The sequence below is a fragment of the Devosia epidermidihirudinis genome (assembly GCF_000971295.1).
Classification (GTDB): Bacteria; Pseudomonadota; Alphaproteobacteria; order Rhizobiales; family Devosiaceae; genus Devosia; species Devosia epidermidihirudinis.
The window spans coordinates 711535-736690 of the sequence record NZ_LANJ01000011.1; the positions used below are offsets into that span (position 1 = coordinate 711535).

Genomic DNA, 25156 nt, shown 5'->3' on the forward strand with positions numbered 1-25156 from the left:
GAAGCCTTGCGCCGCAAGACCTTGACCGTCACTCTGCCGCCACCACATCAGGGGTAACTGATCGGAGGCACAGATGACGGACGGCAGGCAACGCGTGGCAATCGTGGGGGCCGGGTTCGGCGGGCTGGCGGCGGCGCAGGCCCTGTCCCGAGCCGATGTCGACGTGACAGTGATCGATCAGCGCAATCATCACCTGTTCCAGCCCCTGCTCTATCAGGTCGCGACCGCCTCGCTGAACACCTCGGAAATCGCCTGGCCCATCCGCCATATCCTGCGCAATGCCGACAACGTCACTACGCTGTTGGCTACTGTCGAGGGCATCGACACCACCGCCCGCACCGTCCGCATCGATGACGGCAGCACCGTCCCCTATGACAGCCTGATCCTCGCGACGGGCGTGCGCCACGCCTATTTCGGCCACGACCAGTGGGAGAAGTTCGCGCCGGGCCTCAAGACGCTGGAAGACGCGACGCGCATTCGCCGCAAGCTGCTGGTGGCCTTCGAGGCCGCCGAGCTCGAAACCGATCCTGACAAGCGCAAGGCGCTCCTCACCTTTGTCATTATCGGCGCGGGCCCCACAGGGGTTGAGTTGGCAGGGGCGATCATCGAGCTGGCGCGGGTGACACTGCGCGGCCAGTTCCGCAATATCGTGCCGGGAGAAGCCCGCGTGGTGCTGATCGAGGGCGGCAAGCGCGTGCTGGCCAATTTCAAGCCGGAGCTTTCGGACTACACCCTCAAATCGCTGCGCGATCTGGGCGTCGAGGTCATTCTCGGCGAGCCGGTCACCGAGGTGGATGCCGATGGCGTCACCTATGGCGACAAGCGCCTCGATGCGCAGACCGTGATCTGGGCCGCCGGCGTTCAGGCCTCACCTGCCGCTGAGTGGCTGGGGCTGGAGGCAGATCGCGCGGGCCGGGTGAAGGTCGAGAACGACCTGACGGTGCCCGGGCATCCTGAGATTTTCGTGGTGGGCGACACGGCCACCATCACTATGCCCGATGGCAAGCCCGTGCCCGGCGTCGGCGACGCCGCCAAGCAAGGCGGCAAGCATGCGGCTGAGGTCATCGTAGCGCGGCTAGCTGGCGATACAGCTGTCAAGCCGTTCCGTTACAAACACGCCGGGGACCTCGCCACCATAGGCAAGCGCGCAGCCGTCATCGACTTTGGCTGGACCCAGCTCAAGGGCTGGGTCGCCTGGTGGGCGTGGGGACTGGCCCACATCTATTTCCTGATCGACATCAAGAACCGACTCTTCGTCGCCATGAGCTGGCTCTGGATCTATCTCAGCGGCCAGCGCAGCTCGCGCCTGATCACCCAGGGCGAGGCCGAGCCCAAGACCCCAGCGCAGGCTGCCGCCAAGGACTAGACCTCTTCGGTCGAGGGTGAGACGGGCTTGGCCAGCGCGCGCTCGCGCATCCAGATATAGAGCCCGCTCGCCATGACGATGGGCGCGCCGATATAGAGCCACATGTCGGGCGGCTGGTTGAACACCAGCCAGCTGATGGCGGTGAAAAACAAGATCTGCACATAGGCGAAGGGCGCCAGCGCCGACGCGGGTGCAAAGCGATGTGCCACGGTGATGAACTGGTGCCCGGAAAAGCCGATGACACCGATCAGCGCCAGCACGGTCCAATCGACCGGATTGGTCGGCCACACCCAGGTCAGCAGCGCAAATGGCGCCAGCACGACAGTTGGCAGTGCCGCCCCATAGAACTGCTGCGTGCCAGCAGAGTCCACCCCGGCAAGGCGCCGGGTCAGCATGGCATAGCTCGCGTAGCAAACCGCTCCGCCCATCGAGAGCAGGGTTGCCGGATGGAACACTTCAGTGCCCGGCCGCACGATGATCAGCACGCCCAGAAAGCCCACGCCGATCGCCGTCCAGCGCCGCCAACCCACCGTTTCGTGCAGGAAGAACACCGACATGGCCGTGACGATCAATGGAACGGTGAAGCCGATGGCCCCGGTCACGGTGAGTGGCAGGTAACGCACGGCGGTGAAGTTGCACAGCGTCGAGCCAACCAAGGCCGCCGCCCGCAGCATTTCCAGCCGCAGATTGTTGGTGTGCAGCAGCGACAAGCCCTTGCGCGGCAGATTGATCGCCGCAGCCAGCCCGAAATGGACGGCATAGCGAACAAACATGATCTGCAGCGCAGGCAAGCCAACCAGCCCCAGCCACTTGGCCGAGCTATCGAGGCAAACAAAGAGAAAGTAGGCCCCGAGCATAAGCCCGATACCTAAAAGACGGCGCTCCTCAATGGGCGCAATACTGCTCGACATGGCAAGTCCGGGGAGACGCGCAAGAAGAAGCGCGAGAAGTCCAAGGGTTGGAAGATCACGCGCTTCCTGTCAATGCGAGCGGGTGCATAACTTGTATGTCAGAGGAGGAATAGGCTCCCTGCTCTCCCGCACCATCGCGGCAAAGCCTCCTAGCACACCGCTACCCCACACCCACCGCCGCTCCCCGGGGACTTAGTCCGCGGGTCACCATCAACACAGCCCAAGCGACGAGAGACCCGCGGATCTAGCCCGCGGGCAGCGATCGTGTGTGGCGCGACACCAGGGCACAAAAGTAAACGACCAACGTCCTCAGAATGTCTCGTACAGGTTCCGCACTTTGAGCGACTGGATCACCTCCGCCGCCGATGGCGTTGCGCCATGCCGTGGCGTGAACGTCAGATCCGTCTGGCGGCCCGGCAGGAGCGTCACGGCATTGTCCGAGAAGTAACCGGGAATGTCGACGCTGGCGGTGACGAACAGAGCAGGCTTGTCGCTGGCGAGGGTCAGCACCAGCTGCCCTTCAACTTCCGACCATGCCGCCGTGATCGATGGTTTGACCAGCTCATAGGCCTTGTACGGCCTGGGGAAATAGTCGTTTTCGCCCAGGAGGTTGCCCGCCGCGTCCTTCCACGAGAAGAACAGGAATTCATCCGCTGCCAGGTCCTGCGCCGCTAGCGTAGTCACCGAAATGGCCGCGTCTGGACTGATCGCGCAATTGCCCGAAAACACCACGCGGTCGCCGCCGCCGATCTTGCTCGCCAGCACTTCGAGCGCAATTGTCACCGGCTTGCCGGTGTCATTGATGCCCCGGAAGGTGATCTGGGAATTGTCCTTGCTCGGCACGGCCACGACATTGGTGGGCAGGAAGAAGCGCTTGGCCATGTATTGCAGCAGCTTCCACTGCCCGCCGTAGTCGAGGCTCGACCAGCTGGCGACTGGCCAGATGTCGTTGATCTGCCAGAACAGCGTGCCCATGCAACGCGGCTTCGTCGAACGCCAGTATTCGATGGCGGTCTTGATCGCCAGACCCTGCTGGATCTGACTGAGGAATACCATCTGATCGAAATTGCTCGGGAAGCGGAAGTAGCGCGTCATCGTTTCGAGGATGCGTGCGTTGCCGCCGTTGTTGCGCTGGTGGTTTTCCATCACCGGCGAAGACGGGTTACGGTCCTTCTTATCGGTGAAGGTCTCAATGACATTCATCGAGGTGAAGGACTGGAAGCCGAACTCGGAGGCAAAGCGCGGGTTGACGGTGCGATAGGCCTCGAACGATTTCGCCGAATGCCAGACGTCCCAATAATGAGTGTCGCCGCGCGTGTCCGACTGCCAGCCGTCCGAGAAATCGAGATAACCCTGCGATGGCGAGGACGGCCAGAAACGGCGCGCCGGATCTTCGTCCTCGACGATGGTACCGAGCATGGAATTGAGCCGGTCATAGTTGGCCACGTAGCGCTCGGGCGCCGCCTTGGTCTCGGGATACCAGTGCAGCGAGCCGATCACTTCATTGTCGCCGCACCACAGCGCGATGGACGCATGGTGGCTGAGGCGGCGTACCTGCTGGGTGATTTCGATGCGAACATTGTCGAGGAATGGCCGGTCGGACGGATAGCTCATGCAGGCGAACATGAAGTCGTGCCAGATCATGATGCCCAGCTCGTCGCAGAGCTCATAGAAGTAGTCCGGCTCGTATTGCCCGCCGCCCCAGATGCGCAACATGTTCATGTTGGCGGCCTTGGCGCTTTCCAGCAGATCACGGATCACGGCTGGCGTAATGCGCGAGGGGATGGCGTCAGCCGGGATCCAGTTGGCGCCGAGCATGGACACATCGCGGCCATTGATGCGGCATTTGAAGCTGTGGTCGATCTCGTCCTTTTCGACGATCCATTCCAGCTTGCGCAGGCCGATCCTGCGAACGGTTTTCTCGCCCTCGAGCTCGGTTACCAACTCGTAAAGCGGCTGTTCGCCCTGCCCGGCGGGCCACCAGAGCCGTGGGTTCTGGATAGTCACATTTTGGACGATAGTGTTATCGCCTGATGCTAGCACAAACTTGTCCGCAACCAGCTGTCCGTCGATGCTGTGCTGCAACTCCACCGTGCCCGGCGCGAAGGCAAAAAGGTGTGTCTTTATAGACAGTTCGACCGAGTGCTCCCCGTGCACCTGATCCACCTGTACACTGTCCTGACGCGCAAGCCGCGATTTGCGCAGGCTCATCGTGCCATAGACGCCAATCGGCATCAGGCAAATGCCCCAGTCCCACCCGGCGTGGCACGCGGCCTTGCGGATGAAGTTCATGTGGATGCCTTTGAGGCCGTTGGTGAGGTAGTTGTTGGTGAAGGGGATCGGGAATGGATGAGCGTCAGCACGGGCCTTGGCAATTTCGGGCGCAATGTCGAATTCGATGCGCAGCGTGTTGTCGCCTTCGCGGACCTTGCCCGTGACGTCGATGTCGTTGCGCAGGAAGCTGTTCTGCGTCTTGGCGATCTCTTCCCCATTGAGGAAGATGGTAGCTATGCAGTCCACTTCCGCCAGCGTCAGCGTCAGATAGCCGTCAATGTCAGCAGCGCTCGCGGTGAAGCTGCGCTCGGCTGCCCACGCGGTTTCGTTGACCCACATCACCTGCTTTTCGTTTTCGCCGAAATAGGGATCGGGGATCTCGTCGGCGGCCAGCAGCGCTGTGTGCACATCGCCCGGAAGCGTAAGAGTTGCGCCGGTTTTATGCGTTGGCGAGGAGAGTTTGAACGCGCCGGCAAGGTCCAGCGCAGAGTAAGAAGCGGATGCAGTCACGATGGTCTCCTCCGGCAACCTTGGCGGCGCCGACCGTTTTTATTGGGCGAGTGCGCTTGAGCCCGAACGGGTGCGCAATCGATTTAACTCCCTTTCTATCCCGAGTTTGGGGGCCATTCCAATGGGGCCAAAGCTCATTATTCGCACAATTGCATCGTTGCTAAATCAAGCTTTAGACGGCAGTGGCGCCGCGAGCTTACTGCCCGCGACGCCATTAGCTTGCTAGGGCACGGCACCCAGATCGAGGAAGCCGCCGGATTGGCGTTCCCAGAGGTGGGCGTAGTGTCCGCCGGAAGCGAGGAGCTGGGCATGAGTGCCCTCCTCAACGATCTTGCCCTGTTCCAGCACCACCAGACGATCCATTGCGGCGATGGTCGACAAGCGGTGGGCAATCGCGATCACCGTCTTGCCCTGCATCAGCGTCGTCAGCTGATCCTGAATGGCCGCTTCAACCTCGGAGTCGAGCGCCGAGGTGGCTTCGTCGAGCACCAGGATCGGGGCGTTCTTGAGCAGCACACGAGCAATCGCCACGCGCTGACGCTGCCCACCGGACAGCTTGACGCCCCGCTCGCCCACATGGGCGTCGTAGCCCTTGTTTCCCTTGGGATCGACCAGCCCCATGATCACGTCATGGACCTTGGCCTGTTCGGCCGCACGGATCATCTCCTCATCAGTGGCCGACTGGCGGCCATATTTGAGGTTCTCACGAACCGAGCGATGCAGCAGAGAAGTATCCTGACTGACGAGACCGATGGCCGCGCGCACGCTTTCCTGCGTGACGTCGCGAACATCCTGCCCGTCGATGCGGATCGCCCCCTCTTGCACGTCGAACATGCGCAGGGCCAGGTTCACCAACGTCGACTTGCCCGAGCCGGAACGACCGACAAGGCCGATCTTTTCACCCGGCGCCACGGTCAGCTTGAAGTCGTCGATGACGCTGCCGGTCTTGCCGCGCCAGTAGTTGAAGCTGACATTGTCGTAGTCCAGCTCACCCTTGGTGACTTCAAGGTCCTTGGCTTCCGGACCATCCAGCATGGTCAGGGGCTGGGCGATGGTATCCATCGAGTCCCGCACGTTGCCGACCTGGCGGAAGATGTTGGAACCGATTTCAAGGATCCAGCCGCTCATGTTCATGATCTGCAGCGCGAACGGGATCGCCGTGGCCACCGCAGCCGCGGACAACGTGCCGTTGTTCCAGCCACTGAGCGCCAGCCATGTCACCGACACCACCAGCGCCGCATTCAGCATGAACAGGATCGACCACATATAGGTGAACACGCGCATCAGCTTGCGGAAGCTGACGGCGTGATCGTTGATCGAGTCTGCCACATACCGATCCTCGTGACCGCCCGTCGAGAAGGTCTTGAGGGTCTGGATGTTCGTGTAACTATCCACGATACGGCCCGTCATCACCGACTTGGATTCCGAAAGCTCCTCGGAATAGCGGGCGATGAGCGGCATGGTGATGGTGAAGAGGATCGCATAACACAGCAGCCAGAGCCCGATTGGCACCAGCAGCATGGCATCGAGCTGAGCCAACACGATGATCGCCACAACGACGAAGACGAGTGCATACCATGCGGCATCGATGGTGAGGTTCACGCCGATTTCGATGGCTTCACCAGCCTGGATGATCTTGTTGGCCACCCGACCGGCAAAGTCATTCTGGAAGAAGGTCCAGCTTTGGCGGATAACGTGCCAATGGCTTTGCCAGCGTACCAGATCGACGAGGTTGGGTACGATGGAATGGTTACGCACCAGCGTATCCAGCATGAAGGTCAACGGCCGGACCAGCACGACAACAAAGATCATCCACAGCAGCGTCTGGCCGTGCAGATTGAATATTTCGCCGGGATTGGTGGTGGCCAGCATGCCGACCACGAGGCCGACGAAAACAGGCATGAGAGCGTCAGCGATAGAGCCTATCGACACCAGAACGATGCGGATGGCGAAAACAGCGCGGAACTGGCTGATGAAGTAGCTGACGAAAGGTCGGAGGCCCATAGGCGGCTGCCGATTTTTGGCAAGCGCGGTGGGCGAGTAGAGATTGTCGAAGTAGTCGATGACGCGGTTGAACATTTTGAGCTCTTATTTGAGCCGCGCCTGACGGAGTTTTCGGGCTCAGGTCAGGGTCGGTAACGATCGGAGTGTTTAAATTGTTGGACGGCCTGCGCATTGGGATGGCTGGTCTCTCGGATCGTGATGATGTCACCCATTTGAGTGCTCCTTTGGTTGGTTAGGTCTTCTTGCTTGACCTCTCCCTTTGGGGGAGAGGTCGGATCGCTCTTGCGAGCCGGGTGAGGGGGCCTTGGTCCCAAGCGGGGAGGCCCCCTCACCCGACCGTTCCGGTCGACCTCTCCCCCGAAGGGAGAGGTAAGAAACTACTGCGCGGCGTCTTCCGACTGGTCCGCATCGATGAACCCGCCCGACTGACGGCTCCACAGACTGGAATAGATGCCACCGGTTTCGAGCAACTGGGCGTGTGTGCCCTGCTCGATGATCCGGCCCTTATCGAGCACCACAAGCCGGTCCATCATGGCGATAGTTGACAGGCGGTGCGCAATGGCGATGACGGTCTTGCCCTGCATCAACATCTGCAACTGGCTTTGAATGGCTGCTTCGACCTCGGAATCGAGGGCGGAGGTGGCTTCATCAAGCACCAGGATGGGCGCATTCTTAAGCAGGACACGCGCGATGGCGATACGCTGGCGCTGGCCACCGGACAGTTTGACCCCGCGTTCGCCCACATGAGCATCGTAGCCGATGCGGCCCTTGAGATCGGACAGGCCACCGATGAAGTCGGAGGCCTCAGCCAGTTCGGCGGCGCGCAACATGTCTTCCTCGGTTGCGTCGGGGCGGCCGTAGTTGATGTTGTCTCGCACCGAACGATGCAGCAGCGAGGTGTCCTGCGTGACCACACCGATATTGGCGCGAAGGCTATCCTGCGTGACCTTGGCGATGTCATGCCCGTCGACCAGGATCTTGCCGTCAGCACGGTCGTAGAACCGCAGCAACAGGTTGACGATAGTCGACTTGCCGGCGCCCGAGCGCCCGACAAGACCGATCTTTTCGCCCGGACGGATATGCAGGTTCAGCCCCTCGATCACGCCGGTATTCTTGCCGTAGTGGAACGAGACGTTCTCGAACTTGATGTCGCCCTTAACCTCTGGCAGCGCCTTGGCATCTGGCTCATCGGACACAACGCGCGACACTGACAACGACGAGATACCGTCGCGAACCGTGCCGATGTTTTCAAACAGCGATGACATTTCCCACATGACCCACTGGCTCATGCCCTGGAAGCGCATGACGAGGCCGAGCGACACCGCAAGCGCGCCGGGCGACATGACGCCCTGGAACCAGAGGTAAAGGCCCGTCGCCGCCACCGCGAACAGCAGCAGAGAGTTGGACCACAACACGGACAGGTTCAGCACCGAGAACAGACGCATCTGCCGGTAGGCCGTGTCCAGGAACTGATCCATCGCTTCCTTGGCGTACTTCTCTTCGCGGTTGGAATGGCTGAAGAGCTTGACCGTAGCGATGTTGGTGTAGCTGTCGACGATGCGACCAGTCATTAGCGAACGGGCGTCGGCCTGAGCCTCGGAAATCTTGCCCATACGAGGGATGAAATAGATCATCATCCCGACATAGACGACGAGCCAGACAAGGAACGGCACAGCCAGGCGCCAGTCAGTCGAGGCAGCAAGGAACACGGCGCCGGTGAAGTACACGACGACATAGACCAGCATGTCGAGCAGCTTCATCACCACTTCGCGCACGGCGAGCGATGTCTGCATCAGCTTGGCGCCAATGCGGCCAGCAAACTCATCCTGGAAGAAGCTCATCGACTGGCGGATCAGATAACGATGGCTCATCCAACGGATGCGCTGCGGGAAGTTGCCCAGAAGGGTCTGGTGCATTGTGAGGGTCGAAATCAGCGCGAAAGCCGGAAGGATCAGCACCACCATGGCGCCCATCAGCGCCAGCTTCCAACCGTCAGTCTGCAGGAACGTGTCGCGGTTGGCATCGGCCAGCCAGTTCACAATATCGCCGATGAAACCGAAAACGATGATTTCGCCAATAGCCACCGCCGCAGCGGCGAACGCCATCAGCGCCAGCCATTTCTTGGCGCCGTTGCTGTAGTGCAGGCAGAAAGCCAAAAGGCTTTTTGGCGGTTCGACAGGGTCGCCCGCGGGATAAGGATCAAGACGTCGTTCAAACCAGCGCAACATGGCGTCACCTAAAGCTGTATTTGGTGGTTCACTTGCAGACGGCCAATCGCTCTAGTCCCTCAAGCATGGTTGAGGTCAAGGCATTACTGGCCGATGGCAGACGAGCCGACCGGAAATCATGGATACCGCGCTCTATACGCCCGATAGTTGGCGCAGAGGAGCAGCGTGCCGTTACCTGAGAAGCCCCCTCCCCAATGTCGTCCGATTTGGCGTAGAAGAGGTAATCAGGGCGGTCGTTGGCCGCGCAGGATACACAACATGTGCCGAGTCTACTGTTGCGGCGCAGACACAGACGATTTCAGACCGACCAGTCTACGAGGCCATTTATGCGTACAGATGCCGAGCACACAATCTATCTCAAGGACTACGCGCCCAGCCCTTATCGCATTGTCAGCGTGGACCTCGATTTCCGCATCCTCGCCGAAAACACGACTGTAACGACCCAGCTGACCATTGAGCCGCGCGACGATACCGCGCCGGGCACGCCGTTGGTGCTGGATGGCGATGAACTTTCTCTCACCTCGATCGCTATCGATGGCGCGCCGCTGGTGCTGTCGGCCTATCTGGCCGAGCCCAATAGCCTGACCGTTTTCGAGCCACCGCTGCGCCGCTTCGTTCTGGAAACCGAAGTCGTGCTGCAGCCCGAGAACAACACGCCGCTGATGGGCCTGTACCGCTCCAGCGGCACATGGTGCACGCAGTGCGAGCCCGAGGGTTTCCGCCGCATTACCTATTACATGGACCGCCCAGACATTCTGGCGACCTTCAATGTACGCATGACCGCGCCGCGCGATCTGGCGCCTGTGCTGTTGGCCAATGGCAATCTGGTGGATCGCGGCGATGCGGGCGACGGCATGCACTTTGCCGTCTGGCAGGACCCATTCCCCAAGCCATCCTACCTGTTCGCACTGGTCGCCGGCGATCTTGGGGCGATTACCGATACCTTCACCACTGCCTCCGGCCGCAAGGTCGACCTGGCGATCTATTGCACCCATGGCAAGGAAGACCAGTGCTACTGGGCGATGGACAGCCTCAAGCGTTCAATGGCATGGGACGAGAAGCGGTTCGGCCTCGAATACGACCTCGACATCTTCAACATCGTCGCCGTTTCCGATTTCAATTTCGGCGCGATGGAGAACAAGGGCCTCAACATTTTCAACGACAAGCTGGTGTTCGCTCATCCCGATACGGCCACCGACGGGGATTATGAGGGCATCGAGCGCGTCATTGCCCACGAGTACTTCCACAACTGGACCGGCAACCGCATCACCTGCCGCGACTGGTTCCAGCTGTGCCTGAAGGAAGGCCTGACCGTCTATCGCGATCAGGAGTTCACCAGCGACGAGCGCAGTCGTGCGGTCAAGCGCATTGGCGATGTGGTTGGTCTGCGCGGCGCGCAGTTCGCTGAAGATGGCGGGCCGCTGGCCCACCCTGCCCGGCCGGACGAATATCGCGAGATCAACAACTTCTACACGGCCACCGTCTACGAAAAGGGCGCCGAGATCGTCCGCATGCTCGCAACGCTGCTCGGCGAAGCTGGCTTCCGCAAAGGCATGGACCTCTACTTCGAGCGTCATGATGGCGAAGCGACCACCATCGAGGCATTCCTGAATGTCTTTGGCGAGGCCAATGGCACCAACCTTGACCAATTCAAGACCTGGTATCTGCAGGCCGGCACACCGCGCCTCACCGTAGAAGACAACTACGACGCAGCCAATCAGACCTATACGCTCAAGCTGAAGCAGGAAACGCTGCCGACCCCGGGCCAGCCTACGAAGGCCGCGCTCGTCGTGCCGATCAAGTTCGGCCTTATCGGACCAAACGGCAGCCCAATGGAGTGGAGTGGCGTCAGCGGCGCTGAGGTGCGGGACGAGATGATCGTGCTCAACACCGACGCTGCCGAAGTCACCTTTACTGGCGTCGCAAATCGTCCTGTGCCGTCGCTGCTACGCGAGTTTTCGGCACCAGTGAACATGACGACTAACCTCACCCAGGACGATCAGCTGTTCCTGGCGCGGCATGACAATGACCCGTTCAATCGCTGGCAGGCCCTGCAGGACGTCGGCATGGCTCTGGCCTTGTCGGCGACCAAAGGCACGCCATGGAGTGACAACGCCGTTGCCGCGCTCAGCGAAGCGATGGCCGACACGCTCGCTAGCGACACTCTGGATGACGCGTTCAAGGCACTCTCGCTGACCATTCCGGCGGAATACCAGATCGCTCAGAACTTGGGCAGCGATGTCGATCCGGTCCGCGTGCATGAAGTCCGGAGCGAACTGCTCAAGGCCATCTTTGCGCCGCTCGCCATCCAGTTGCTGCAGGCATATCGCGGCCTCGCCAGCGACCAGCCCTATGCGCCCGACGCCAAGAGCAATGGACACCGTGCGCTGCGCAATCGCCTGCTTGGCCTTCTCGTAGCCAGCGATGCGCCCGGCGCGGCCAATCTTGCTGCCGAGCAGTACGAAACTGCCCGTAACATGACCGATCGCCTAGCCGCCCTGGGCGCGAGCGCCTATGCTTGGACGGAGAAGGCGCCGGTTCTTCTTGCAGACTTCAAGATCCGCTTTGGCGGTGACCCACTGGTGCTCGACAAGTGGCTCGCAGTCACTGCTGCCGTGCCGGAAGATGGCGTCATTGAGCGCATCCGGACCATTCTGGCCGATCCGACCTTCCCCAAGACCAACCCCAACCGCCTGCGTTCGCTGATGGGCGTGTTTGCCATGAGCAATCCGACGCAGTTTACGCGGGCCGATGGGGCTGGTTTCCGGTTCGTGGCGGAGTTCGTGGCGGAGATCGACAAGATCAATCCGCAGGTCGCGGCACGCGTACTGACGGGCTTCCGCATCTGGCCGATGCTGGAGCCAAAGCGGCGCGAAGCAGCCAAATCAGTACTGACCACTTTGCAGTCGGGCGGATCGCTCAGCCGAAACACCGCAGATATCCTTACCCGCATGCTCGCGGGCTAATCCTTCGGGTTAACTAGAAGAATTTTTCTTCGCCGCTAAGTGATTCAAGCGACTCGCGAATTTCCGAGCCGCTTGATGCCACCCCATTTGGGGGTCTGGACAACAAGACCTCGTCTGATTCATTGTTCGTTAAGGGCAAATCGGGCGGGGCTAAACACCTCACATGACGGAGATTTTTATGCGGTCGGCGGAGGCATCCGGCGCCGGCGCCAACGGATTCGGCGCGGGCATGGGACAGGCGAGCAAACGCCACCCGAAAAGCGGAACCAGAGCGTCTGGCGCATTGCATCTGCACACCCTCCTCTCCCCCATCACGACCGCTGTGGCGCTGACTTCGGTGCTGGCCGCCACGCTGTTCATCATCTACGACACCGCCCGCACGCTGGACGACGCCCGCCACGAACTGGCGATCATTGGCAACGCACTGGCTAACGAGATTTCCACTCTGGCGCCCGAAGCCGCCAATGCGTTGCTCGGCAAGACCAACGAGCGTTACGGCGCGATCAGCAAGGCGAGCCTTGTTTCCTCAAACACTGCCGCCCCCACTCCACTGCTTGGACAAATCATCCCCGCTGGCGACCACGGCGCACTCGCTCTGGAGGCCGCAGAGGGCAGCACGATCTCGGGCATCGCCCAGCGTGGCGCGGGCGCTCTGGCGCTTGCGGGCCTTGTGACCCTATTGACCTGGCGCCGCAAGCGCTCCGGCATGCCCGACATGGTGCAGCGCCACAACTTCCAGACCATGGCCGCCGCTATTCCGCTCGGTGTCGCCTGCTGGACCGAAACCGGCCAGCTGATCATCAGCAACGAGCAATATCGCGATCGCCTGAACCTGGCGGGCACCACTACGACCTACCACGACGCCGTCAAGAAGCTCATCCAGGGCGGCTACATGAAGCTGCTCAGCGAAGACGGCAATAACAAGATTCTGGAGCTGCATCGCGAAGACGGCTCGTGCCTGTTGATCGATCAGCGCCCTCTTGGTGACGGCGCTTTCATGACGCTGGTGAGCGACGTCACCGAGCGCAAGAAGACGGACATGCTGCTCGACGCCATTCGCGGTGAACAGCGCCTGCTGGCTCGGCGCTACCACGAGGAAAAGCTCAAGGCAGAAGCGGCCAGCAAGGCCAAAACCAACTTCCTCGCCCATCTCAGCCATGACATTCGCACGCCGCTGAACCACATCATCGGCTTTGCCGAGTTGATGCGCCACCAGACCTATGGCCCGCTCGGCGATGCACGCTACAACGACTACGTGCAGTCCATCAAAACCTCGGGCGAGCACCTGCTGGCATCGTTCGCGACCATTCTCGATCTGGCGGAATTCGAAAACGGCCAGAAGACGCTGCGCAATGACCCTGTCGCCGTGGACGAGCTGATCGAAGGCCAGGTTCGCCGCTTTGGTGCACAAGCCAAGCGCGCAGGCGTGACCTTTGCAATTGGTGAGCCTTGCGGCGCCGTCGTCATGGGCGACGGCCTTGGCCTGCAACGCATGGTCGCCAATATCGTCGACAACTCGCTACGCTTTACGCCCAGCGGCGGACGCGTGACCTTGGCGGCGTTCGCTGCGCGCGACGGCGTCGTTATCGAAGTCACCGATACCGGTGTGGGCATGAACGAAGAGCGCCTCGCGAGCCTCTCCCAACCCTTCGCTCTCGGCGATGCGACCTTCACCCGAGAAGGTGTGGGCCCCGGCCTCGGCATCTCCATCTCCCGCGCAATCGCTGAACTCAGCGGCGGACATATGGCCATCGATTCCAGCCCAGCGCTGGGGACTACGGTTGCCATCTCCCTGCCGCTGGACAATGAAGCGACCCTGCAGGCCGCAGAATGAACAAGGAATGGCATGAGGCCCATCCCATGCCGCCAAACGCCACGCTGGATCAGCGCGTCAGCTGGCATATTGAACATGCCAAAGCATGTGCCTGCCGCAGCATTCCCGATAGCGTTCTGCGTGAACTTGAACGGCGCGGCATCGCCGCACCGTCCCGTGGCAAAGTCTAGAGCTTCCGCGCCTTCACGTACCACCGACTAGCGGCAGCACTGACTTCGGCGCGCATCGATGCAAGATCAAGCTCCAATCGGCCAAAGTCCGGGTAGTGCGTCAGCCCGGCCAGCAATTCCTTGAACGCCGCCGTCCAGGCTTCATCCTTGAACGGGTTGACCAGCGCCGAACTCATCACCTGCAACACGGTCGAATAGACCTCGTGGATTTCAACCAGCCGCGCGCCTTCTGGCACCAGCCCGGTTTCGCCCAGTCGCGCGAGAACGTGCGCCGTTGACGCCTGTGGCAGGGCCACCGTGGCGCCGGCAACCAGTTGGGCAGATTGGGCGATGAACTCCAGATCCACCAGGCCACCCTCGGCCAGCTTGAGATCAAACTGATGGCGCGCTGGGCGTTCCTTGGCCATGAGAGCGCGCATGGAGACCACGTCCTCGATGGTTTTGACCGCATCACGAGGACGAGACATGACCTCCGCAATCGCGCGATCAACGTCGTCACCGAAGCTGCCATCCGCCGCGATGACGCGGCCACGGCTGAGAGCAAGGTGTTCCCAGGTCCAGGCATTGTCACGATGATAGGCACTGAAGCCCGTGATGCTGGTCGCCAGCGGCCCGGCATTGCCCGAGGGACGCAGGCGCATATCGGCTTCGTAGAGCACGCCCTCACCCGTCGGCGCGGTAATGGCGGCCACGAGGCGCTGCGTCAGGCGGGTGTAGTAGTGATTGGTGGTCAGGGGCTTATCGCCGTCGGACTCCGCGTCCGGCGCATCGTAGAGCAGGATGAAATCGAGGTCTGACGTCACCGTCATCTCACGGCTCGCCATCTTGCCAAAGGCCAGCAGCGCCACGCGGCCACCTGCGATAACGCCATGACGGCGCTCAAACTCGACGCGGACGCTGCCGAACAAGCGATTGAGCAGCGTTTCGGCGAGGGCCGTAAACTGCTCCCCTGCTCCGTTGGCGCTCACCGTGCCGGATAACAATCCAGCCGCAATCAGGAACTTCTGCTCCTGCCCAATGATGCGGGCGCGATCGATGATCTCCTCGTAGGAACCAGCATCGGCAAGGAAGGCATCGACCTTGCCGACCAGCACCTCGCGATGGGTCACATCATTGGCAAAGGCCGGGTCGATCAGGCCATCCATAACGTGGGCGCGATGAATGACCGCTTCTGCCATGCGTGGGGCGGATGCGAGCAATTGCACCAGCAGCGTCCGCAAGTTCGGATGATTGCGCAGCAGCGCAAACAGCTGCACGCCGGTCGGAAGGCGAGACAGGAAATCGTCAAACCGGGCCATCGCCTCATCGGCATTCCCGGCGCTCGACAGCGTCGCCAGGAGTGCCGGGAGCAGTTCGGTCAAATGCGCACGGGCTGCAGAGGCTCGCGTGGCGGCATAACTGCCATAGTGCCACTTACGGACCGTCTCGATGACCTTGGAGGGATTGCCGAACCCCATGGTAGACAACGTCTCCATGGTTTCCGGGTCATCATCGCTACCGGTAAAGACCAGGTTGCCCTCGCCGCTGCCAAGCGTTTCGCCCTCTGTGAACAGCTCGGAGTAATACCCAACCACGCGTTCCAGCGCGGCGCGGTAGTCGGCCTCGAACAGTGCAAGGTCGGGCTGCCCCATGAGGCGACCGATCACGGCAACTTCGTCAGCCGTGGCGGGCATGACGTGCGTCTGCTCGTCGCGCAGCATCTGCAGGCGGTTTTCGACTGCACGGAGATACCAATAGGTTTCCGTCAGCTCGTTGGCGGCTTTTGGGGTGATCCAGTTCGAAGCGGCAAGCGCGGCCAGCGCGTGCGTGGTCGGCTTGACCCGGAGAGCCTTGTCGCGACCACCGGCAATCAATTGCTGGGTCTGGGTGAAAAACTCGATCTCGCGGATGCCGCCGCGTCCGAGTTTGACGTTGTGGCCCTCCACGCGAATATCGCCCACGTTCTTGGCGATATTGATCTGGCGTTTCATGGCCTGAATATCGGCGATGGTCGCAAAATCGAGGTGCTTGCGCCAGACATAGGGCGCCAGCTCCTTGAGGAAAGCCGCGCCAACGGCAGTGTCACCAGCGCAGGCGCGGGCCTTGATCCAGGCGGCGCGCTCCCAGTTCTGGCCACGCGATTCATAGTATGCCAGCGCCGCATCGAACGAGATGGCCACGGGGGTCGAACCGGGGTCGGGACGCAAACGCAGGTCCGTGCGGAACACATAGCCATGCGCGCGACGATCTTCCATCAGGCCAACCAGCTTCTGGACGATACGCGAATAGGTCTTGGTGGCTTCCATCGGATCGGCCAGAACGCCCTTTTGGGGGTCAAAAAAGGCCACGATGTCGATGTCGGATGAATAGTTGAGCTCCTGGCCGCCATGCTTGCCGAGGGCAAACAGCGCAAGGCCGGAGTTCTGCGCCGTGGCCTGATCGGCGGGAATGGCGAGTTGGCCCTTGTCCGCGGCCTGTCGCATCAGCAAGTTCAGCGCCGCGTCTAGGGCAGCATCAGCGAGGTCAGAGAGCGCGGCGGTCGATTGCGCCGTTGTCCAGAGGCCGCCTGTTTCAGCAACGGCCGCTAGCAGCGCCGTGCGTCCTTTGCCAATGCGCAGGACCGGTGAAAGCACATCCTCGTCGCTGGCCGAGACGCCTGCCGCCGTCACCTCAGCCAGGACGCCTGCGAATGCATTATCCGGCCCATTCGTCAGCGCATCCGCGAACCACTCTGCGTTTTCCTGCGCGAGCGCCAACAGATATGGCGCACTCTCAAGGAGCGGTCCCAGCGCGCCAGCCGCATCGCGGATTGGAGCGCTCACCGATCCTGAAAGCTCAGCGAGCCAGGCGTCGAAGCGGGGATGGGCGATGGCGGGAAGCGGGCGGAGTGAGCTGGACATGAATGAGGGATAGCTTGGCCCAAGCAAACGGGCAAGTTGGGACGTATCAGGCGTCAGGAAGATCGATCACGGCGCGGACGCCGGGGGCATTGTCTTCGATGCGGAAGGTGCCACCATGTAACCGCATCACCGCATCGACCAGAGACAGGCCGAGGCCCGAACCAGACTCCGAACGGCTCTTCTCAAGCCGCACAAAGCGCTCCAAAACGCGCTTGCGATCTGCTTCGGGAATGCCGGGGCCATTGTCGGCCACTTCAATTACGACCCTCCCATCCTGCCTGCGCAGGCTCACGGCAATCTTGCCTTGCCCTTCGCCATCGGCGGGCTTGGCGTATTTCACGGCATTTTCGAGCAGGTTCACCATGGCCTGACCGATCAGCTCGCGGTTGGCACGCAGATGCACACCCTCGGCGATGGCGGTCTCGACCAGTATGCCTTCGTCCTCGGCGACTGGTCCATAAAGCTCGGCGACGTCGGCGACGACTGCACTCACGTCGACATCGGTCAGCGCACCCGATGGCGCCCCCGCTTCGGCGCGAGCGATCATCAGGAGGGCATTGAATGTCTGAATCAGGCGATCGCTCTCGGCAATGGTGGTTTCGAGTGCGAGCTGGCGGGCTTCATCGCTGGAGCCATCGCGCAGCGCTCCCTCCGCCTGATTGCGCAGGCGGGTCAATGGAGTCTTGAGATCATGCGCGACATTGTCGGTCACCTCTTTCAGCCCCTGCAGGAGCTGCTCGATGCGATCGAGCATCGCGTTGAGGTTGGTGGCGAGGCCGTCGAACTCATCATTGCGCTTGGTGATGGGCACGCGCTCGGAGAGATTGCCCTGCATGATCTTGGTGGAGGTGTCGCGAATGGTGTCGATGCGCTTCAGCACGCGCCGCGCCGTCACACCGCCGGCAACAACTGAAAAGAGGATGATGCCGACGACGCCGACAAGGAAACTCTGCACAATGATGGCCGAGTAACCCCGGCGTTCCACCACGTCGCGACCCACAACAAGGCGCATGCCATTGTCCAGCACCACGGAGCGGACCACTGCAACCCCCGTCCCCATCTTGTCCTTACGGCCCAATGGAAACTCTATCTGCGGCCCGCCATCCTCAGGCGTCGCCCGCTCGTAATCGAAAGAATACACACCGGGGTCGATCAACACGTCGGGAGGAATATCGCTGACATTGCCGAGAAGATACTGCCCGGAAACATCGCCGAGGTAATAGACGCCCGGCCCTGGCTGGCGCGAGATGCGCTGCACGGCAAAGGCCAGTGCGCGAACACCCTGCGTATCCAGGATGGTCATGAATGCAGCGACGTCGCGATCAATATCCGTCGCCTGCTGACGCTGGATCTGAACGCTGGACTGCCAGGTGATAAAGCCCAACAACAGAATGGCGAACAGGCAAAAGATCAGGATGAACGTTCCCGTCAGCCTGACCGTTGAAGTGCGCCAGATTTGGGCAAAGCGATGCACAGTTTACTCGCGGATCATGTAGCCAGCGCCACGAACGGTATGCAGCAGCGGGCTGGCGTGCCCCTTGTCGATCTTGGACCGCAGCCGGGACATGTGCACGTCGATGACGTTGGTCTGGGGATCAAAGTGATAATCCCAGACATTCTCGAGCAGCATGGTGCGGGTGACCACCTTGCCGGCATTCTTCATTAGGTATTCGAGCAACCGAAACTCGCGCGGCTGCAACAGAATGGTCTCGCCGTCGCGCTCGACTTTGCGCGAGAGGCGGTCCAGCGACAGGCCCGCGACCTCGTAGCTCGTGGCGGCCTCTGATGGGCTGGAGCGGCGGGCGAGAACTTCGACGCGAGCGAGCAGCTCGGTGAAGGCATAGGGCTTGGTGAGATAATCGTCGCCGCCAGCGCGCAAACCCGTCACGCGATCATCAACTTCGCCAAGGGCGGAAAGGATCAGCACGGGAGTCTTGTCGTCTTCGGCGCGAAGGGATTCAACGATGGAAAGGCCATCACGGCGGGGCAGCATGCGATCGACGATCAGCACGTCGTAGTCCATGCCTGACGCCATGGCATATCCCGTTTCGCCGTCTGCGGCGTGGTGGGTAATGTGCCCGGCTTCGTCGAGCGCCTGGATCAGATAGCTCGCGGCCTCTCGATCATCTTCGATCAGCAATATCTTCACCGCGACGCTCCCGGCTTATTGAGGGAAATCCGGCCCCGAAGCGAACTCTGGGGCCGGGATTGCATCAGTTGCTCAGGGGCAAGCCGATGAAGCGGGCTTCACCATCGCGGCTGGCCTTGATCAGGGCGGTGTTGAGGCCCTTGGCCTTCACTGCCGAGATAGCAGCTTCGAACTGGTCGAGGCTGGACACCTGCGTGTTGTTGACTTCCAGAATGGCGTCGCCAACAGCGAGACCCTTCTGTGCAGCCTGCGAATCCGGGTCAACGTTTTGGATCAGCAGTCCGCCCGAGCCGTCCGAGTTTGGCACGAGGGTCAGGCCAACGCTGGATTCAGTTGGAACCGGGGCTGGTGGAACAGGAGCCTTCTGGTCAGGAGCAGCGGCTTCTTCGGCACTCAGAACCTGGAGCTTCACCGGCAGCTTGATCTCGGCACCATCGCGCCAGATCGTCAGCTCGACAGTGGAGTCAGGGGCCTTGCCGGCAATGGTCCGGCTCAAATCAAGCGCGTCGGCGATGGCAGTGCCATCAACGGCGGTGATGATATCACCAGACTTCACACCGGCTGGGCCCGCAGGACCATCTGGCGTGGGCTCGCGAACGATGGCGCCCTTGGCGGCCTTGAGGCCAACGCCGTCAGCGATGTCGCGCGTCACGTCCTGGATCGAAACACCCAGGAAACCACGGGTCACCGAACCCTTTTCGATCAACTGGCTGACAATGGTCTTCACCGTCGACGCTGGGATGGCGAAGGCGATGCCGACGTTACCGCCATTTGGCGAGTAGATGGCGGTGTTCACGCCGACGACTTCGCCCTTGATGTTGAAGGCTGGGCCGCCGGAGTTACCGGTATTCACGGCAGCGTCGATCTGCAGGAAGTCACCATAGCTCGAACCGCCGATATTACGGCCCGTGCCGGAGATAACGCCGGCCGTCACAGTGCCGCCAAGACCGAATGGATTGCCGATGGCCACGACCCAATCGCCAACACGGCTAGGGGTGTCTTCAAAGCTGACGAAAGGCAGATCCTTCGCGTCGATTTTGAGCACGGCAAGGTCAGTGCGCTGATCGGTGCCGACGATGGTTGCGACATCTTCGGTGCCATCGTCGAACACGACGGTCACCTTGGTGGCGTCCTGCACAACGTGGTTGTTGGTGACGATGTAGCCGTCAGCCGAAATCAGGAAACCCGAACCCGCAGCCATGTACTGACGTGGCTTGGGTGCGTCCTGACCACCGCCCTGAGGGCCCTGGCCGAACTGATTGAAGAAATCGCTGAACGGGTGATCCGGTGGCAGATCTGGGAAGTTGAAGTTGAACTGGCCACCATTGCCGCCACGACCGCTACCGCCGGGACGACGGGGGGTGGTTTGCGCCGCGCTTTCCGTGGCTTCGACGAGGATGGACACCACAGCAGGCTTTACCGCCTGAACGAGATCGCCAAACCCGGCCTGAGGCTGGGCTGCCTGCGGCACGACGATCTGCGCGGCATGCTGCACCTGTGCGTTGGCAGCCTGCCCAGTGAAGACGAACGCGGTGCTCACACCGCCGATGCCGACCAGCAGTGCCAGAGCGGATGCCCCAAGCAGGCGGCGGGTACGCGTAAGAATAGTCGGGCGCATGGAAACTGATCTCCTTCGGCAAGCCCTCAACAGCTTGTGCTATGGTTATGGAACGCACCATCTTTCTAAGACGTTGCGCCAACATTAAACCTTGGCAATGTTGCTGGCGAGAATGGGGCAGAACAGCAACACCATTCCGCCGCTTTCCATCAGAGTTTGGGCTCGTCCCGCAGGCTATCGAGCGCCGATTGTTCTTCGGCGCTGAGGCCGGGTTCCATCACAACACGACGGCGACGGTTGGTGACCCACAAGGTTAGCAGACCACCGATAAGTAGAACAGGCGCCGCAATCCACAGCAGCAGCGTGTGGTTGTTCACGCGAGGATTGAGCAGCACGTATTCGCCATAACGATCAACGAGGAACTGGCGCACTGCGTCGTCGCTGTCACCAGCCACCAGACGCTCGCGCACCAGCACGCGCAAATCCTTGGCCAGATCGGCGTCGCTGTCATCGATAGACTGGTTCTGGCAGACGAGGCAGCGCAGTCCGGTCGAAATATCCCGAGCGCGCTGCTCGAGGACTGGATCGGAAAGGATCTCGTCCGGACTGACCGCCAACGATGGCACGGCGACCAGAATTGTCAGCGCGATGAGGATGCCCCGGAGCCAGTTCATTCGGCTGGCTCCGCGACGGGGCGAGCAGCACGGCGTGGCGCGCCGATACGCTGTTTGCGATCCGTGAGCGAGAGTACACCTGCCAGCGCCATCAGAATGGTGCCGAGCCAGATCAGCGTGATGTAAGGCTTGTGCCAGATACGCACCACATGGGTGTTTTCCAGCGGTTCGCCGAGCTGTAGATAGACCTGCGAGAAGCCGTAGGTTTCAATAGCGGCTTCAGTTGTTGGGATGCCGCTGGCCACATAGGTGCGGCGATCGGCGATGGTCTTGCGCGTGCTGCCACCCGGCGCAACGATGGTGAAGCGCCCTTCGTCGGCGATATAGTTTGGACCTGGCACCTGATCGAAGCTGTCGAACTTGACGGTGTAGCCCGACAGTTCCGCCGACTCGCCGGGGTTCAGCGTCGTGACCAGCTCGGTTTCCCAGGCGGTCGTCGCCACGATGCCGAGCACCGTCACGCCGATACCGAAGTGGGCGATGGCCGTGGACCACGCGGTACGCGGCAGACCGATCAGACGGCGCATGCTTTCGCCCAGCGGAATACGGCCGAGACGGCTGCGCTCAACCAACTCGGCAATAGCACCAAAGGCAACCCAGAAGCCGAGCAGCAGACCGATTGGCGCCAGCGAGATCGAGACGCCACCAAGCGCCGAAATCAGGATGGCGAGGAACACGGCCAAAGCCGCCGCACCAATCAGACGCTGCGCAGCGCTGACGATATCGGCACGCTTCCACGCCAGCATCGGCCCAAACGGCAGCACCAGCAGCAGCGGCGCCATCAGCGCGCCAAAGGTAAGATTGAAGAACGGCGCGCCCACGGAAATCGTGGTGCCAACTAGCGCATCAAGCACCAGCGGATAGAGCGTACCAACCAGCACCGCACCAACAGCGGTGGCGAGGAACAGATTATTGAGGATCAACGCACCTTCGCGGCTGACCGGCGCGAACAGGCCGCCCTGCCGCAAGGATGCGGCGCGCAGGGCGAACAGGAAGAAGGCCCCACCGATCACCAGCGCCAGCAGCGACAGGATCACCATGCCACGCGTTGGATCGCTGGCGAAGGTATGCACCGACGTCAGAATGCCCGAGCGGACGAGGAACGTGCCCAGCAGCGACAGGCTGAAGGTGATGATGGACAGGAAAACGGTCCAGATCTTGAGCGCATTGCGCTTTTCCATCACCAGCGCCGAATGGAGCAGCGCAGTGCCGGCCAGCCAGGGCATGAAGCTGGCGTTCTCTACCGGGTCCCAGAACCACCAGCCGCCCCAGCCAAGCTCGTAATAGGCCCAGTAGGAGCCCATGGCGATGCCGAGGGTCAGGAAGGTCCAGCTCAGCATGGTCCATGGACGGACCCAGCGCGCCCATGCCTGATCGATGCGGCCGGAAATCAGCGCAGCGATCGCAAAGGAGAAGCAAATCGAGAAGCCAACATAGCCCGCGTATAGCAGCGGCGGGTGAATGGCCAGGCCAATGTCCTGCAGGATCGGATTGAGGTCCTTGCCCTCAAGCGGCGCGGGAAACACGCGCGCAAACGGGTTGGACGTGAACAGGGTAAACCCCGCGAACGCCGCCGTCAGCAGGCTCTGCGTCGCCAGCACCAGTGTCAGCAGATCGCTGGGCAGGCGACGACCGAAGGCCGCAACCATGGCACCGAACGCCACGAGAATGGTGATCCAGAGGACCATTGAGCCCTCGTGATTGCCCCAAACACCGGATATTTTGAAGATCAGTGGCTTGAGCGAATGGGAATTGTTCACCGCGAGCAGCAGCGAGAAATCCGAGGTCACAAAGGCCTGGATCAGTGCAGCGAACGCCACCGCGACCAGAATGAACTGCAGAATAGCGCCCTGGCTCAGCACCAGCGCAATGCGATTACCGCTGCGCCAGAAGGCATAGCCGCCAATCGTTGAGATGGTGGCAATGGCAAATGCTAGAATAAGGGCGAAGTGGCCGAGCTCGATGCTCACTGTGCATCCTCCGGACGCCATTCGCCGCTCGCCTTGAGTGCGTTGACGACTTCCTTGGGCATGTAATTCTCGTCATGCTTGGCGAGCACGTTGCTGGCGGTGAACAGGCCATCAACGCCCATGCTGCCTTCGGCAACAACGCCCTGCCCTTCACTGAACAGATCCGGCAGAATGCCGATGAACCGGGCGGGCACGTCGCGCGCGCCATCGGTCACTACGAAATCGTTCGTTTCGCCGGTGCGCACCCAGCTATCCTCTTTGACGATACCACCGAGGCGAATGGCCTGCCCAACGGGCACCTGGCGCGAGACGATCTCGGATGGCGAATAGAAAAACACGATCTGATCGCGCAGCGCGACCAGCACCAGCGTTGTCGCCAACGCAAGCACCACGCCAAGACCAGCAATGATCGCGAGGCGCTTCTGCTTGCGCGACCAACCTTTTTTGCGAACAGCGGCGGGCATCGTCATGGCTTGGCTCCATCCAGATCAAGGCCCGCACCCAGCGCCACGGCGTCGAGATCGCCCCGGTCAAAGGTCAGCGGGTAAGCGGCAAGTGCGTCATAGACAGCGGCCTGAGCTCGCTCGCGATCGCCGAGCACCAGATAGGCTCGCACAAGCTGGGTCCATTCTTCAATGGTGCCGCCACTCGCCGAAAGACGCTTAGCAAGGCCCGTGACCATCTGCTGGATCATTTCGTCATCGACGGCATTTGGCACAACGCCATCATTCTGGGCGGCCTGCAGACCGCTCTGCGCGGCGCTGAGCCAGGGCTCATTGCCGTTGGACAGCTTGATGGCGGCCTCCCAGGCGGCAATCGCTTCAGGGTATTTGCCGGTACGGGTCAGTTCAGCCGCCAGATAGAGGCGGGACAGCACGTGGGTCGGATCGCTCTCGGCGGCGGCACGCAGCAGATCCATCGCGGCAGGAGACCCTGCCCCATCGGCGGCCAGCAACAGCGCTTCGGCCTCATTGGTTTGCAGGTCGGGTGTTGCGCCACCCAACTCGATGATGCGCTGGAAGGCATGAGCGGCGTCGGCATAACGGCCAAGCTCGCGATACGCCGGCGCAATGACCGTCCAGCCACGCAGATCGTCGGGGTTGGCAGCAAGCTGCTGCTCGATCCGGGCAATGGCATCGTCAAGATTGATCGACTGCGCAGCAACTTCCGAACGCTCTGCCAGCGGCAGGCTCGGCATATTGGGCTGCCCAAGGAAGAAATAGACACCCAGCGACAGCACCGCGACGCCGCCCAGACCGGCAAACAAAGCACCCTGCCCCAATTCCCCATTGCTGGGCTTGGCTTTGGCAGAATCGGCCTTGAGGCGAATAACTTCGCGGGCAAGCTCTGCCTTGGCGGCAGTCGCCTCTGCCTCGCCCAGCTTCCCGGAAGCGAGGTCGGCATCGATTCCGGCAAGCACCACGCGAAAATCGCCAGTGTTATCCTCCGGAACGGCAGGGGTTGCGATGGCCGAACGTCCAGCGGCTGCATAGTAAATTGCAGCGCAGGCAATGGCGGTAACGGCGATGGCTATAGACCAGAACAGCATGGACCTTGGGAGCTTGACGCCGGCTCGCGGCAAGAGGTTGTTACCTATAAGCAGAATGCGGCGAAACACCACCGAAACACGTCGCTGTGAGACGGACTCATTGCCACAGGCTCA

General features: G+C 61.4%; 16 protein-coding genes. 4 read left to right on the forward strand and 12 right to left on the reverse strand.

Features of this window, described 5'->3' with window-relative positions:
• The first annotated feature begins 73 nt into the window (after positions 1-73).
• Positions 74-1366 (forward strand): NAD(P)/FAD-dependent oxidoreductase, encoded by a 1293-nt coding sequence (locus WH87_RS06615; protein ID WP_046137981.1) that lies wholly within the window; start codon positions 74-76, stop codon positions 1364-1366.
• Here the strand turns inward: WH87_RS06615 and WH87_RS06620 are convergent.
• The 4 genes from WH87_RS06620 to WH87_RS06635 form a co-directional block, all read right to left on the reverse strand.
• Positions 1363-2277 (reverse strand): DMT family transporter, encoded by a 915-nt coding sequence (locus WH87_RS06620; protein WP_046137980.1) that lies wholly within the window; start codon positions 2275-2277, stop codon positions 1363-1365. The genes WH87_RS06615 and WH87_RS06620 overlap by 4 nt on opposite strands.
• Before the next feature lie 309 nt (positions 2278-2586).
• Positions 2587-5061: a beta-mannosidase gene (locus tag WH87_RS06625; RefSeq protein WP_046138557.1), complete on the reverse strand. Its 2475-nt coding sequence runs from the start codon at positions 5059-5061 to the stop codon at positions 2587-2589.
• Positions 5062-5283: 222 nt separating this feature from the next.
• Positions 5284-7140 (reverse strand): ABC transporter ATP-binding protein, encoded by a 1857-nt coding sequence (locus WH87_RS06630; protein WP_046137979.1) that lies wholly within the window; start codon positions 7138-7140, stop codon positions 5284-5286.
• A gap of 302 nt (positions 7141-7442) precedes the next feature.
• The gene (locus tag WH87_RS06635) at positions 7443-9293 is read right to left on the reverse strand and encodes an ABC transporter ATP-binding protein (RefSeq protein ID WP_046137978.1); all 1851 of its coding nucleotides are present in this window, start codon (positions 9291-9293) and stop codon (positions 7443-7445) included.
• A gap of 326 nt (positions 9294-9619) precedes the next feature.
• Between WH87_RS06635 and pepN the strand changes: the two genes are divergently transcribed.
• From pepN to WH87_RS19760, 3 genes are all read left to right on the forward strand, one after another.
• Positions 9620-12259: an aminopeptidase N gene (gene pepN / locus WH87_RS06640; protein ID WP_046137977.1), complete on the forward strand. Its 2640-nt coding sequence runs from the start codon at positions 9620-9622 to the stop codon at positions 12257-12259.
• Between the two features lie 178 nt (positions 12260-12437).
• Positions 12438-14093, forward strand: a complete 1656-nt coding sequence (locus tag WH87_RS06645; protein WP_197410739.1) for a sensor histidine kinase — start codon at positions 12438-12440, stop codon at positions 14091-14093.
• A complete protein-coding gene (locus WH87_RS19760; RefSeq protein WP_197410744.1) occupies positions 14090-14263 on the forward strand; it encodes a hypothetical protein in 174 nt (57 codons plus the stop codon). The genes WH87_RS06645 and WH87_RS19760 overlap by 4 nt, the downstream gene beginning before the upstream one ends.
• Here the strand turns inward: WH87_RS19760 and WH87_RS06650 are convergent.
• The 8 genes from WH87_RS06650 to ccmI form a co-directional block, all read right to left on the reverse strand.
• Positions 14260-17142 carry a bifunctional [glutamine synthetase] adenylyltransferase/[glutamine synthetase]-adenylyl-L-tyrosine phosphorylase gene (locus tag WH87_RS06650; protein ID WP_046137975.1) on the reverse strand — a complete coding sequence of 961 codons (2883 nt, stop codon included), beginning with the start codon at positions 17140-17142 and terminating at the stop codon, positions 14260-14262. The genes WH87_RS19760 and WH87_RS06650 overlap by 4 nt on opposite strands.
• Before the next feature lie 46 nt (positions 17143-17188).
• Positions 17189-18616, reverse strand: a complete 1428-nt coding sequence (locus WH87_RS06655; RefSeq protein WP_046137974.1) for a sensor histidine kinase — start codon at positions 18614-18616, stop codon at positions 17189-17191.
• Positions 18617-18619: 3 nt separating this feature from the next.
• Positions 18620-19291 carry a response regulator transcription factor gene (locus WH87_RS06660; protein WP_046137973.1) on the reverse strand — a complete coding sequence of 224 codons (672 nt, stop codon included), beginning with the start codon at positions 19289-19291 and terminating at the stop codon, positions 18620-18622.
• Positions 19292-19355: 64 nt separating this feature from the next.
• Positions 19356-20909, reverse strand: coding sequence for a Do family serine endopeptidase (locus WH87_RS06665; protein WP_046137972.1), 1554 nt, complete (start codon positions 20907-20909; stop codon positions 19356-19358).
• Between the two features lie 149 nt (positions 20910-21058).
• Positions 21059-21523 (reverse strand): cytochrome c-type biogenesis protein, encoded by a 465-nt coding sequence (locus tag WH87_RS06670; RefSeq protein WP_046137971.1) that lies wholly within the window; start codon positions 21521-21523, stop codon positions 21059-21061.
• Positions 21520-23493 carry a heme lyase CcmF/NrfE family subunit gene (locus WH87_RS06675; protein ID WP_046137970.1) on the reverse strand — a complete coding sequence of 658 codons (1974 nt, stop codon included), beginning with the start codon at positions 23491-23493 and terminating at the stop codon, positions 21520-21522. The genes WH87_RS06670 and WH87_RS06675 overlap by 4 nt, the downstream gene beginning before the upstream one ends.
• On the reverse strand, positions 23490-23963 hold the full coding sequence (gene ccmE, locus WH87_RS06680) for a cytochrome c maturation protein CcmE (protein ID WP_046137969.1): 474 nt from the start codon (positions 23961-23963) through the stop codon (positions 23490-23492). The genes WH87_RS06675 and ccmE overlap by 4 nt, the downstream gene beginning before the upstream one ends.
• Positions 23960-25042 (reverse strand): c-type cytochrome biogenesis protein CcmI, encoded by a 1083-nt coding sequence (gene ccmI, locus WH87_RS06685; protein ID WP_046137968.1) that lies wholly within the window; start codon positions 25040-25042, stop codon positions 23960-23962. The genes ccmE and ccmI overlap by 4 nt, the downstream gene beginning before the upstream one ends.
• Between the last annotated feature and the right edge of the window lie 114 nt (positions 25043-25156).